Here is a 13,224-nt window from a genome sequence, read left to right as displayed (position 1 = left end):
AGGATTACCGATTTGGTAATCCTTTTTGTTATATTATGAAACTGGTACTGCTTTTTCTTTCTTCCATGACAGGCCAAATCCAGTAAAGCCGACGATAATCGTTACGACTGGACAAGCTAAACAGAAGATTGCGTATGGAAGGTAATCGAATGTTGGAACGCTAAGGACGTTTGTTAAGAATACGCCACTTACACCCCATGGTACGAGCGGGTTAATAACTGTACCTGCATCTTCTAATACTCGTGATAAATTACGACGTTCTAAACCGACTTCATCGTATTTATTAGCAAATGCTTGTCCTGTTAAAACAATTGATAAGTACTGTTCACCAAGTAAGAAGTTTACACCAATTGCAGTTGAAGCAGTAGAAATAATTAAGCGTGTGCTATTTTTTACGAAGCTAGAGATAATATTCATCAGCTGCGCTATAATACCCATTCCTTGTAATAATCCTCCCATACAAAGAGCTAGGAAAATAAGGGCAATCGACATCATCATACTTTGCAGGCCACCGCGAGATAATAAGCTATCAATATCTTTGATACCAGTTTTAGAAACGTAACCGTCTTGCATAATTTTCATTAAATCAGCTAAAGAAGTGCTAGGTTTAAAAATAAAGAGAATAATAATTCCTACCACAATTCCTGCAAGTAATGTTGGAACTGCGGGTACCTTTTTAAATGCGAATAGGAACAGTAATAAAATAGGAATCAGTGTAACGATAGAAATTGTTGCATTTTTCTCTAATGTGCTAATAAAGTTTGTGAAGTCAACGTCTCCACCAGTACCGCTTCCTAAAATGAAAAATGCGATAAAAGCAATAATGAAAGCTGGAACTGTTGTCCAAAGCATGTTACGAATATGTTCAAATAAATCTACACCCGTTACAGCTGGCGCTAAGTTTGTTGTATCAGATAAAGGAGACATTTTATCTCCGAAGAATGCACCAGAAATAATTGCACCAGCAATAAGAGCTGGATCGTATCCAAGGGCAGTACCCATTCCCATAAAGGCAAGTCCTACAGTTGCAGCAGTTGTAAATGCACTACCGATACTCGTTCCAACAATTGCACAAACAACAAAAACAGTTGGAACGAAAATTTTTGGAGATACAAGTTGGAAGCCGTATACCATTAAAGTTGGAATAGTTCCAGCTGCGATCCAAACGCTAATTAATACGCCTACAAGTAAGAAAATAAATATAGATGGAATACCAGCTGAAATACTACTGATCATCCCTTTCTCCATAGTAGACCAAGAGATTCTCTTCAAGAATCCAAATGCTAATAAAAGAACGATACCAAATAAAATTGGGATGTGTGGTGAAACTTCTAATTGAATAACACTAAAGCCAATGCAGAAAAAGATAAAAGTTGTTAAAAGAACAGACTCAATTTTTGAAACCATTGTTTTCCCCTCCTAAGTAATGTAAAATAGCTCTTTTTTATATAAAATTCGCCAATATTGTATATTTCCTTCTAAAATTTAGAATTTTGTGACAAATTACCGGTAATTGTTAGTCCTTCTATATGATACGGAAATGATTGGATAAAAAAACGCCCCTGCATATAATTATGCAGGGACGAAGAAATCGCGGTACCACCCTAGCTTGTGAAATGAATGTATCACAAAATAAAGGGTCGTATGATATGCGTTAATAAAATAAAAACGCCCCTGCAATATATGCAGGGACGAAAAATTCGCGGTACCACCCTAAATTGTGAAACAGTTTCGTTCCACCACTCTTTAGACATAACGGTCTATAACCGTCTTTCACTACTCCTTACGTTTCGTAAAAGAAGCTCCAGGGGGTAATTCATAATTCGCTCTGTACTGGTTCGCACCGACCACCAGCTCTCTGAAATCAGAAATCGAAATACTACTAAATCCTATCAACGCCGATTCATATGATGTTAGTTAAATTTTTATCATATTTTCATCTTACATGTCAATAAAAATATTAAATATTTTTTTAGGGAAATAAAGGAGAATTGTTTTTAACGCTGTAAAAATGTACGTTATAATGAATTTGAAAGGGGGAGGAAAGAGTGAAGAAAAAAATAATTCTTTTTACCACTTTATTAGTTATTGGAGGAAGTGCTGGAATTTACACAGCTTTTGTGGCTGAATCAGAGCAGTTGAAACAAAAGCAAATACAACAGTCAGAAGTGAAGAAAGTAAAAGAAATAGAAGAGAAGAAATCAATGGAAAAAGCAGCAGAGAAACTAGGAGTTTCTACTGAGGGGAAAACAAAAGAAGAGGTTACGAAAGAAGTGAATACCGCTAGGTTTGAGAAGCGTCATGATTTATTAATTGAGCACGCTAAGCAACTTGGAATTGATACAGAGGGAAAAAAAGATGAAGAAATTATTTTAGAAATTGGAAAGATACAGCATGGAAAGTAGAACAACTTATCGTATGATAAGTTGTTCTTTTTTAAGAACTATTTGATTTTAAAATAATTGACAGTCATTCGGATTTAATGTTAACTATATTTATAAACAAGTTAACATTAGGGGTGGCAATTGTGACAATAAACAGTAAAACGATTGAAAAATCATCTTATACATATGAAGAATTAGCAGAGAAAAATAAAGCTTATGTATGGCACCCATTTACACAAATGAAAGATTATTTAGAAGAAGATCCTGTCATTATTGAACGTGGAGAGGGAAGAAAACTATACGATGTAAATGGTAATGAGTATTGGGATGGTGTTTCATCTATATGGTTAAATGTTCACGGACATCAAGTACCGGAATTAGATGAAGCAATTCGTGAGCAATTAAATAAAATTGCTCATTCTACTATGTTAGGACTTGCTAACGTTCCATCTATTTTATTAGCAGAAAAAATTATTGAGGTTGTACCAGATGGATTGAAGAAGGTATTCTACTCTGATTCAGGTTCTACCGCTGTTGAAATTGCAATTAAGATGGCTTTCCAATATTGGCAGCATAAAGGGAAACCAAAGAAACAAAGATTCGTTACATTAAAAGAAGCATATCACGGTGATACAATTGGAGCTGTTTCAGTAGGAGCAATAGACTTGTTTCACCAAGTGTATAGTTCGCTCTTATTTGATGCGATTAAAATGCCGTATCCATATACATATCGTTCTCCTTACGGAAATAATAAGGAGGAAATTGTAAAAAGCCATTTAGAAGAAATGGAAGAATTGTTGAAAGAAAAGCATGAAGAAGTAGCTGCCATCATTGTAGAGCCATTAATGCAAGGTGCTGGCGGAATGATTACAATGCCAAAAGGATATTTAAAAGGACTGCGCGATTTATGTACAAAGTACAATGTATTATTTATTACAGATGAGGTAGCGACTGGATTTGGGCGTACAGGGAAAATGTTTGCGTGTGAACATGAAAATGTGACGCCAGACATTTTAACTGCTGGGAAAGGTTTAACAGGTGGATATTTACCAATTGCAGTTACGGTAACGACAGATGAAATATATAATGCCTTCTTAGGAGAATATGAAGAACAAAAAACATTTTTCCATGGACATAGCTACACAGGTAATCCGTTAGGGTGTGCCGTAGCAATCGCGAATCTAGAACTATATGAAAAAACAAATTTAATAGAAGAAGTGGCACGTAAAACGGATTATGTGACAGCGCAATTAGAAAAGCTCTTTGCCTATAAACATGTAGGTGATATTCGTCAGTGCGGATTAATGGTTGGTATTGAGCTTGTGAAGAATAAGGAAACGAAAGAAGCGTTTGACTGGACAGAAAGAGTCGGTGTTCAAGTATGTAAACGCTCAAGAGAGCTGGGTATGATTTTACGACCGCTAGGTAACACGATTGTATTTATGCCGCCACTTGCTTCTACAATTGATGAGATTGATGATATGTTACGCATCTTATACAAGGCAATCTCAGATGTTACGGAGGGAGAATAATGAGTGGTTTTTTCATAACAGCAACTGATACTGAAGTTGGAAAAACAGTAGTTGCAGGTGCTATAGCAGGTGTATTTAGAGAATTAGGATATAACGTAGGGGTATATAAACCGTTACAAAGTGGGCATGTTGCATCAAACCCTGAGGGAGATGCGGCAAGGTTAAAAGTACTATCAGGTGTACCGACACAAGAAAATGAAATTTGCCCTTATTCTATTGAAGAACCACTTGCTCCGAGACTTGCCATGAAAAGAGCTGGAAGAGTAGTAAAGTTAAAAGAAATTACTGATTACTATAATGAACTATTAAAAGAGTTTAATAGCTTATTTGTAGAAGGAGCAGGTGGGCTTGCTGTCCCATATACAGAAGATGCTTTAGTAATAGATTTTGCAACAGAATTACAGTTGCCTCTTATTGTAGTAGCTCGTCCTACATTAGGAACAGTAAATCATACAGTGTTAACGATTGCTTACGCAAAGGCGCATGGCTTAACCGTAGCGGGTGTCATTTTATCAGGTTGCAAAGAATGTGAAATGGAAAGAGTGCAAGAAAATAAAGAGATGATTGAAGAGCTGAGCGGGGTACCAGTTTTAGGATTATTACCATTCTTTGAAGGTGAGTTTACGAAAGAAGAAGTATTAGAATCTGCAAAAGAACATATTATGATTTCAAAATTAGAGGAGTTTATCCAAAATGAATCAAACGTGGCGGGCGCACCTTCAATCTAAATTACAACAATTACATGAGCAAGGGCAGTATCGTAATTTATATGTAACAGAGCAGGCAGAAGAGACTTGGCTTATTCGAGATAAAAAGAGGATGTTAAATTTAGCGTCAAATAATTATTTAGGGTTAGCTGGAGATGAAAGGTTAAAAGAAGCTGCTATTGCCTGTACAAAAAGATATGGAACTGGAGCGACTGCCTCCCGCCTTGTTGTAGGAAATCATCCATTATATGAAGAGGTTGAGAAAAGCATATGTGACTGGAAAGGTACTGAAAGAGCTTTAATTGTAAATAGTGGGTATACGGCAAATATAGGTGCCATATCTTCTTTAGCCTCTCGGCACGATATTGTTTTTAGTGATAAGTTAAATCACGCAAGTATTGTTGATGGAATCATATTAAGCGGGGCAGAGCATAAAAGATATCGTCATAATGATTTGGATCATTTAGAGAAGCTGTTGAAAACAGCGTCACCTGAAAAGCGGAAATTAATCGTAACTGATACCATTTTTAGTATGGATGGTGATACTGCGTATTTGAGAGATTTAGTACAGCTGAAAGAGAAATACGGGGCAATCATTATAGTCGATGAAGCACATGCGAGTGGAATATATGGAATCGGCGGAGCTGGGTTATCTCATATAGAAAAAAATCTTGCTCAAAAAATTGATATACATATGGGGACGTTTAGCAAGGCTTTAGGGTGTTATGGTGCGTATTTGACAGGTGATGAAATTTATATAGAGTATTTACAAAATATGATGAGAAGCTTTATTTTTACTACAGCTTTACCACCAAGTACGTTAGGAGCGGTGCAAAAAGCAATTGAAATTGTAAAAGAAGATAACGAAAGAAGAGAGAACCTTATAGCAAATGGAGAATACTTCAGAACTAAATTAAGGGATGCTGGTTTTGATATTGGGAATAGCTCAACTCATATTGTACCGATTGTAGTCGGTTCAAATGAACATGCTTTACGGTTTAGTAAAAGGTTGCAAGAGGCAGGGATTGCGGCCATTGCAATTCGTCCGCCAACTGTGCCGGTTCATAGTTCTCGAATTCGCTTTGCAGTTACATCGCAACATACAATAGCTGATTTAAAATGGGCTATTGACCGAATTATTCACATTGCGAAAGAAGAGGAGATTTTCGTATGAAAGAGCTAAAGATTATTTTTATCCCCGGATGGGGAATGGAAGAGAATATTTGGGATTTAGTACTTCCGTATTTTAAAGGATATTCTGTTCAATGCATAGATTGGCGTAATGTGAACGAACGAAGTGAATTTGCGGAACGAATTATAGATGTAGCGCATAATGACAACGTAATTTTAGTTGGATGGTCACTAGGAGCGTTAGCAGCAGTTGAAGCTTATAAAAAGATTAAGGCAAAAGGCATCGTATTAATTGGTGGTACTGCTAAATTTACAAATACGAGCGATTACAGTAACGGATGGAATGCTTTGCATGTAGAGCGGCTGAAAAGGAATTTGGCGAGAAGGAAAGAAGATACGCTCAAGCGGTTTTATGAAAATATGTTTACGAAAGATGAGCTAAAAGAGAATAAAAACTTTGAAGACATTGTAGACCGTTTTAAAGGTGATTCTATTCAGTCTTTACAACTAGGTTTGGATTATTTAATAGAAACAGATATGAGAGAAGAACTAAAAGAAATTAAAGTACCTATACTACTTATTCACGGAGAACAGGATGTAATATGCCCATTGTCTGCGGCACGTAGTATGACGGAGAATAGCAGTAGCGAGCTGAAAGTAGTAAGTGAAGCAGGGCATGCGTTATGTGTAAAGAATTTTGAATATTGTGTAAATGAGATAATTCAATTTGTAGAGGGGATACGACATGATCAACAAAACGTTACTACAAAAACGGTTTAATGGGGCAGCCGTATCTTACGATCGATATGCAAATGTACAAAAAAAGATGGCACATTCATTACTTTCAATCTTAAAGGAACGATATAGTGAAACGGCATCGATACGTATTTTAGAACTGGGGTGCGGGACGGGGTATGTAACAGAGCAATTATCAAAGTTATTTCCGAAAGCACATATTACAGCAGTTGATTTTGCTGAAAGTATGATTGCGATTGCGCAAACTAGACAAAATGTAAAAAATGTAACGTTTCACTGTGAAGATATTGAGCGATTACGATTAGAAGAATCATATGATGTCATTATTTCAAATGCTACATTTCAATGGTTAAATAATTTACAACAAGTGTTAAGAAATTTATTTCATCATTTGTCTATAGATGGGATATTACTCTTTTCAACGTTTGGACATGAAACATTTCAAGAATTGCATACTTCGTTCCAACGTGCGAAAGAAGAAAGAAATATAAAAAATGAAACATCGATTGGTCAACGTTTTTATTCAAAAGATCAGTTGCTTCATATATGCAAGATAGAAACAGGGGATGTGCATGTTTCTGAAACATGTTACATAGAGAGTTTTACAGAAGTTAAGGAGTTTCTGCATTCTATTCGAAAAGTAGGAGCGACTAATAGCAATGAAGGATCATATTGTCAAAGTCCCTCACTCTTTCGTGCGATGCTGCGCATATACGAAAGAGACTTCACGGGAAATGAAGGGATAATGGCAACGTATCATGCTTTATTTATGCATATAACAAAAGAGGGGAAGAGATGAAATGAAACAAGTACAAACAAAAAGGGATTGGAAAAAACTTGCATACGACGTAGTGGAAGAGAAGATGATTACGAAAGAAGATGCAATAGCGATATTAGAAGCTGATGATACAGAAGTTTTAGAAATTATGAATGCAGCTTACATTATTCGCCATCATCACTTTGGTAAGAAAGTAAAATTGAATATGATTATTAATACGAAATCTGGATTATGTCCTGAAGATTGTGGATATTGCTCACAGTCTATTATTTCAGAAGCGCCGATTGATAAATATGCATGGTTAACGCAGGAGAAGATTGTAGAAGGGGCACATGAAGCAATACGCCGTAAAGCAGGTACATATTGTATTGTAGCATCTGGTCGTCGTCCGACGGATAAAGAGGTAAATCACGTAATTGGAGCAGTTAAGGAAATTCGTGAAACGACAGATTTGAAGATTTGTTGTTGTTTAGGTTTCTTAAATGAAGATCAAGCAGGACGTTTAGCGGAAGCGGGCGTGCATCGTTATAACCACAACTTAAATACACATGAAAATAATTACGATAGTATTTGTTCAACTCATACGTATGATGATCGTGTTGATACAGTTCAAAAAGCGAAACAAGCGGGCATTTCTCCATGCTCTGGAGCGATTTTTGGCATGGGAGAAACAATTGAAGAGCGTGCTGAAATTGCATTTGAATTACAACGTATAGATGCAGATTCTATCCCTTGTAATTTCCTTGTTGCTGTAAAGGGAACACCTCTTGAAGGGCAAAAAGAGTTAACGCCAGTAGAATGTTTAAAAGTACTGGCAATGATGCGTTTTGTAAATCCAACAAAAGAAATTCGTATTTCAGGAGGACGTGAAATCAATTTACGTTCTGTACAGCCAATCGGTTTATTTGCAGCAAATTCTATTTTTGTCGGGGACTACTTAACGACAGCTGGACAAGAGCCGACTGCAGACTGGGGTATGATTGCAGATTTAGGATTTGAGATTGAAGAGTGTGCATTATAAGATAGATGAAAAAGCAAACTTGTAAAAGGGTTTGCTTTTTTTGTAAATAAAATGTAATAAATAGTTGCGGACGCCTGTTACTATTGGTTTTTGAACGAAAAAAAGAATTTTTGTGGACGAATTTTCCAAGCCTTAGTTGTACATAGTAAATATGTAATTTATATTGGGTTGGAGGATTTTACATGTACAAATACATATTAGCGATTATGACTTGTTTAATTTTAATAAAAGCAATAAGTTCTGATCCAGTTAAGGCTGCTGAAAATCCTGAACAAAAAGAGATGCAACAAAGAATCGAACAACACTTTCGAACGAAAGCTGAACATTTTGGATTGAAAACGGAAGGAAAAGATTTAAAGGAAGTTAGAAAAGAAATTATTATTATAGAAGAAGCGAAAAAAAGAGAGAATGTATGGAGAACAGCACAAGCTCTTCATATAAAAACAGAAGGAAAAACGATGAATGAATTAATAAAAGATGTACAAAAAAAGGTGAAAAAATAAAAAGAGGCCGCAGCCTCTTTTTTTATGCCCATTGTTTTGATAAGTGAGCCATTTCAATTGCAGCAACAGCTGATTCATATCCTTTATTACCAGCTTTCGTACCTGCGCGTTCAATCGCTTGTTCAATTGTTTCTGTCGTTAATACGCCGAAAATAACTGGGATGTCCATTTGTAGTGATAAAGACGCAACACCTTTTGCTACTTCATTACAAACGTAATCGTAGTGAGTTGTAGCACCTCGGATTACAGTACCTAATGTAATAACCGCATCATACTTTCCGCTACTAGCCATCTTTTTAGCGATTAAAGGAATTTCAAATGCACCAGGAACCCAAGCAACATCAATATCATTTTCTTCTACACCGTGACGCTTTAATCCGTCTAAAGCGCCGCCAAGTAACTTACTTGTAATAAATTCGTTAAAACGTCCAACAACAACTCCAACTTTTAATCCTGTACCAACTAAATGACCTTCGAATACCATAATAAATCTCTCCTTTAATTATAAGTTTAGTAAGTGTCCTAATTTGTTTACTTTCGTTTGTAAATACGATTTATTCTCTTCTTTTGCTGGCATTTGCAACGGTACACGCTCGACTACTTCTAAATCGTAACCTTGTAAGCCAGCAATTTTTCTTGGGTTATTCGTTAATAATCGTAAACTTTGTAAACCTAAATCTTTTAATATTTGTGCACCGATACCGTAATCACGAAGATCAGCAGGGAAGCCGAGTTCTTCATTTGCTTCTACAGTATCGAATCCTTCTTCTTGTAATTTATAAGCACGAAGCTTATTAAGAAGCCCAATGCCTCTTCCTTCTTGTCTCATATAAAGAAGAACACCTTTTCCTTCACGCTCAATTTGAGCAAGTGCTGCATGGAGTTGTGGTCCGCAATCGCAGCGATGTGAACCGAATACATCTCCTGTTAAGCATTCAGAATGAACACGCACAAGTACCGGTTCACCTATTGAAATATCACCTTTTACAAGTGCGATATGTTCTTTCGTATCTAATGAGTTAGAATAGCCAATTGCGTGGAAAGTACCGAAATCTGTAGGTAATGTAATTTCCACCTCTCTCGTCACAAGTGTTTCATGATGGCGGCGGTAAGCAATTAAATCTTCTATTGTAATCATTTTTATATCAAATTGTTTTGCGCATTCTATTAAATCAGTTACACGTGCCATCGTGCCGTCCTCATTTATAATCTCGCAAATAACTCCAGCTGGTTCGGCACCGCATAGCTTCGCTAAATCAACAGCAGCTTCTGTATGACCTGCACGACGCAGGACACCGCCTTCTTTCGCAATTAATGGAAAGATATGTCCAGGTCGATTGAAATCAGCGCCTTTTGATGCGGGGTTTAACAATTCTTGTATCGTAGTTGCACGTTCGTGAGCGCTAATCCCTGTTGTTGTAGAAACATGGTCAATGCTCACTGTAAACGCAGTATGATGTGAATCTGTATTATGAGATACCATTGGTTCTAATTGTAGACGTTCTGCGTACCCTGCTGTAATCGGTACACAAACGAGACCACGGCCATGTGTAATCATAAAATTAATTGTTTCTGGTGTAATGTACTCTGCTAAAGCAATAAAATCGCCTTCATTTTCTCGGTTTTCATCATCACATACGATAACGACTTTACCTTGTTTTAAATCTTCTAGAGCTTCTTCAATACGATGAAACATTGTGCTTCCCCCTTATAGAAATCCATTTTCTTGTAAAAAGCTTTCAGTCATTGAACCTACTCGTTTTGTAGGTTTAGTAATAAAGCGTTCGATATATTTACCAATCATGTCACACTCAATGTTTACGATATCTCCGGCATTTTTTTCTCCAATGACAGATTCGCTTACTGTGTGCGGGATGAGTGAAATCGTTATGGAAGATTCGTCTATATCAAATATCGTTAAACTCGTTCCATCAACAGCAATGGATCCTTTATGCAAACAATAGCGCAGCAGTTCATCAGAAATTGCTATTTTGTAATAGACGGCATTGTAATGTTGTTTTTTATTTAAAATCGTTCCGATGCCATCAATATGTCCTGAAACGAAATGTCCACCGAATCGTCCGTTTGCAGCCATTGCTCGCTCTAAATTTACTTTAGAGTGGGGTTTAAGCATGCGAAGTGATGTCGACTGCATCGTTTCAGGCATTGCATCAACTGTAAATGAATTAGTTGTAAAGCTTGTTACAGTTAAGCAAATACCGTTCACCGCGATACTATCACCTAAGTGAATATCTGATAAAATTTTCTTTGCATGAATCGTTAATTTCATCGCTTCTCCGCTTTGTTGCATGTTTGCTATCGTTCCTAATTCGTCTACAATTCCTGTAAACATTCCGTCACCTCGTTTCGGGCATTCGCAACAATTTTTATATCATCACCAATTTGTTTCATCTCTTGAATTTTCAAGGAAAGCGCATCTTGTAATTTTGAAAAACCATTTCCTCCAAATAAAGTAGGAGCATCTTTCCCACCAATTAATTTCGGGCTTATATAGGTTACAATTTCATTAAAATTGTTTGTTTTTAAGAAACTTGCATGAATCGATTGGCCACCTTCAACGAATAGAGAAAGAATTTGTTTTTCTCCAAGAAAGGAAAGAAGGTCCTCAATTTCTATATGCTTCGTTTCCATTTGGAATATAGCTATATTTTTAGATTCATAAGAAGATATCTTCTCTTTCTTTACATCCTTACCGACAATAATCCATGTCGGTGCTAAACCATCTGTTATGACATGAGAAGATGGTGGTGTTCGTAAATGGGTATCTAAAACAACGCGAATAGGGTGTTTCCCACCATTTGGAATTCTTGTTGTTAAATGTGGGTTATCAGCTATAACTGTATTTACTCCAACAAGAATTGCATCATGTGTATGGCGATATTGGTGAACATCAGCACGTGCTTCTTCACCTGTAATCCACTTACTTTCACCAGTTACAGTTGCTGTTTTTCCATCTAAGCTCATCGCTGTTTTTATTGTTACAAAAGGGCGTTTCGTTTTCATGTAGTGAAAAAAGTAGCGATTTAATAAAACTGCTTCTGCTTCAAGAACACCGGTAGTTACTTCAATTCTAGCTTCCTCTAATCTTCTTTTTCCATTACCAGAAACGAGCGGATTACAATCGAGAGTAGCAATTACAACACGCTTAACTCCTTTTTCGATGAGCAATTCACAACAAGGTGGTGTTTTTCCAAAGTGGCTACACGGTTCCAGTGTTACATAAACGGTAGCGTCTTTGGCGTTCTGACCAGCCATTTGAAGGGCATGAACTTCTGCGTGTTCTTCACCAGCTCGTAAATGAGCCCCCATACCAACGATGTTTCCATCTTTTACAACAACAGCACCAACCATAGGATTTGGACTTGTTTGTCCTGATGTTCCTTCTGCTAACAGCAGGGCAATCCTCATATATTCTTGATCTGTCATTTTCTTCACCTCTCCTAAAAAAATCAAAAAACCCCAAGGATTTAATATCCTTGGGGTTTGGGAGACGTGATTTCTAGAAATATAGTTTGAATACGAAAGCATAGGAAAGAAACCTAACGATAATTGATATTTCTGCATAAGGAAAAAACCTAGCAAAATATCGAATTTTTAAACGCTAGTTGTCTCTTTTTATTTCAGTATAAAAAATAAGTATAGAAAATTAAACATATATAAAGAATCAAAATGAATCTTTAAAAATATGCATACTGAAATAAAAGTGTATTCACTATATAAAAAACTAGAAACATATCCTTCTCCCATCCAGACTATACTGTCGGCCCTAGAGTTTCACTAGATCCACCGTTTTCGAGTTGAAAACGGGTCACGGACTTAGAAGTTTTCACTTCATCACCGCCGGTTGGGAATTTCACCCGACCCCGAAGGATGCTGTTTGCTCAAATTATAGCACAAAAAAAATAAAAGGCTAGTAAAAAATATTCGAATGTGAAGAATTGTGTGAAAATATATGCAGGCTGGAATGGAAATAAAAGTATTAGAAATGTTGTAAGGAGAAGGGATATAACGGAGTTGCTAAAAAGAAAAAACATGCACAAAAAAATGTGCATGTCACATGTAAAATTATTCTGCCTCTGGTGCTCTAACAACGGACTCGAATTTACCTTTATGCGAAGCGTCGCAATAAGGCATATTTTTTGATAAGCCACAACGGCATAAAGAAAATGCCGGTTTTGCTGGGAATACATTCCCTTGTGAGTCGACTAATTCCACGTCCCCTGTAACGCGAAAAGAGCCATTATCATTTACTTTAATTTGTACTTTTGCCAACGTTATCCCTCCTTCCCAAACGCTTAATTTCATCATATAATCAAGGGAAGTGCTTGGCAATATAAAGTGAAACTTTAATTAGTGGGGGAGGCATCCCCCACTAATTATTAGTTGAACCA

The 13,224-nt window shown here is 36.6% G+C and carries 14 protein-coding genes, 1 riboswitch and 1 other annotated feature; of the genes, 8 read left to right on the top strand and 6 right to left on the bottom strand.

Annotation, left to right across the window (positions count from 1 at the left end; translation table 11 throughout):
* Window positions 1-33 precede the first annotated feature (33 nt).
* Entirely contained in the window at window positions 34-1,407 is a 1,374-nt protein-coding gene (gene nhaC, locus RT27_RS09285; protein WP_000253746.1) for a Na+/H+ antiporter NhaC, read from the bottom strand.
* Window positions 1,408-1,684: 277 nt separating this feature from the next.
* Window positions 1,685-1,905, bottom strand: a binding site (T-box leader).
* A gap of 143 nt (window positions 1,906-2,048) precedes the next feature.
* Between nhaC and RT27_RS09280 the strand changes: the two genes are divergently transcribed.
* The 8 genes from RT27_RS09280 to RT27_RS09245 all read left to right on the top strand — a co-directional run bounded on the left by RT27_RS09280 (window position 2,049) and on the right by RT27_RS09245 (window position 8,812).
* Window positions 2,049-2,405, top strand: a complete 357-nt coding sequence (locus RT27_RS09280) for a hypothetical protein (protein ID WP_043935904.1) — start codon at window positions 2,049-2,051, stop codon at window positions 2,403-2,405.
* A gap of 77 nt (window positions 2,406-2,482) precedes the next feature.
* The gene (gene bioA / locus RT27_RS09275; RefSeq protein WP_043935903.1) at window positions 2,483-3,916 is read left to right on the top strand and encodes an adenosylmethionine--8-amino-7-oxononanoate transaminase; all 1,434 of its coding nucleotides are present in this window, start codon (window positions 2,483-2,485) and stop codon (window positions 3,914-3,916) included.
* Entirely contained in the window at window positions 3,916-4,644 is a 729-nt protein-coding gene (gene bioD / locus RT27_RS09270) for a dethiobiotin synthase (RefSeq protein ID WP_029443264.1), read from the top strand. The genes bioA and bioD overlap by 1 nt, the downstream gene beginning before the upstream one ends.
* On the top strand, window positions 4,610-5,797 hold the full coding sequence (gene bioF, locus RT27_RS09265) for an 8-amino-7-oxononanoate synthase (protein WP_043935902.1): 1,188 nt from the start codon (window positions 4,610-4,612) through the stop codon (window positions 5,795-5,797). Before bioD ends, bioF begins: the two co-directional genes overlap by 35 nt.
* On the top strand, window positions 5,794-6,534 hold the full coding sequence (locus RT27_RS09260) for an alpha/beta hydrolase (RefSeq protein ID WP_029443263.1): 741 nt from the start codon (window positions 5,794-5,796) through the stop codon (window positions 6,532-6,534). Before bioF ends, RT27_RS09260 begins: the two co-directional genes overlap by 4 nt.
* Window positions 6,500-7,309: a malonyl-ACP O-methyltransferase BioC gene (bioC, locus tag RT27_RS09255; RefSeq protein ID WP_029443262.1), complete on the top strand. Its 810-nt coding sequence runs from the start codon at window positions 6,500-6,502 to the stop codon at window positions 7,307-7,309. The genes RT27_RS09260 and bioC overlap by 35 nt, the downstream gene beginning before the upstream one ends.
* A gap of 1 nt (window position 7,310) precedes the next feature.
* The gene (gene bioB / locus RT27_RS09250) at window positions 7,311-8,309 is read left to right on the top strand and encodes a biotin synthase (protein ID WP_000815858.1); all 999 of its coding nucleotides are present in this window, start codon (window positions 7,311-7,313) and stop codon (window positions 8,307-8,309) included.
* 182 nt (window positions 8,310-8,491) lie between these two features.
* A complete protein-coding gene (locus RT27_RS09245) occupies window positions 8,492-8,812 on the top strand; it encodes a hypothetical protein (protein WP_029443261.1) in 321 nt (106 codons plus the stop codon).
* A gap of 22 nt (window positions 8,813-8,834) precedes the next feature.
* Here RT27_RS09245 and ribH read toward each other — a convergent pair whose 3' ends face one another.
* The 5 genes from ribH to RT27_RS09220 all read right to left on the bottom strand — a co-directional run bounded on the left by ribH (window position 8,835) and on the right by RT27_RS09220 (window position 13,105).
* Window positions 8,835-9,296 carry a 6,7-dimethyl-8-ribityllumazine synthase gene (ribH, locus tag RT27_RS09240; RefSeq protein ID WP_000230895.1) on the bottom strand — a complete coding sequence of 154 codons (462 nt, stop codon included), beginning with the start codon at window positions 9,294-9,296 and terminating at the stop codon, window positions 8,835-8,837.
* An 18-nt stretch (window positions 9,297-9,314) separates the two neighbouring features.
* Window positions 9,315-10,508, bottom strand: coding sequence for a bifunctional 3,4-dihydroxy-2-butanone 4-phosphate synthase/GTP cyclohydrolase II (gene ribBA / locus RT27_RS09235; RefSeq protein WP_029443260.1), 1,194 nt, complete (start codon window positions 10,506-10,508; stop codon window positions 9,315-9,317).
* A 12-nt stretch (window positions 10,509-10,520) separates the two neighbouring features.
* On the bottom strand, window positions 10,521-11,165 hold the full coding sequence (gene ribE, locus RT27_RS09230; RefSeq protein ID WP_029443259.1) for a riboflavin synthase subunit alpha: 645 nt from the start codon (window positions 11,163-11,165) through the stop codon (window positions 10,521-10,523).
* On the bottom strand, window positions 11,147-12,259 hold the full coding sequence (gene ribD, locus RT27_RS09225) for a bifunctional diaminohydroxyphosphoribosylaminopyrimidine deaminase/5-amino-6-(5-phosphoribosylamino)uracil reductase RibD (protein WP_043935901.1): 1,113 nt from the start codon (window positions 12,257-12,259) through the stop codon (window positions 11,147-11,149). The genes ribE and ribD overlap by 19 nt, the downstream gene beginning before the upstream one ends.
* A gap of 305 nt (window positions 12,260-12,564) precedes the next feature.
* A riboswitch (FMN riboswitch) is annotated at window positions 12,565-12,708 on the bottom strand.
* Between the two features lie 190 nt (window positions 12,709-12,898).
* Window positions 12,899-13,105, bottom strand: a complete 207-nt coding sequence (locus tag RT27_RS09220; protein WP_001151582.1) for a CDGSH iron-sulfur domain-containing protein — start codon at window positions 13,103-13,105, stop codon at window positions 12,899-12,901.
* Window positions 13,106-13,224 lie beyond the last annotated feature (119 nt).

It is taken from the genome of Bacillus sp. L_1B0_5 (assembly GCF_000836715.1).
In the GTDB taxonomy this organism is placed as follows: domain Bacteria; phylum Bacillota; class Bacilli; order Bacillales; family Bacillaceae_G; genus Bacillus_A; species Bacillus_A thuringiensis_S.
This window is presented reverse-complemented; position numbering and strand designations above follow the sequence as displayed.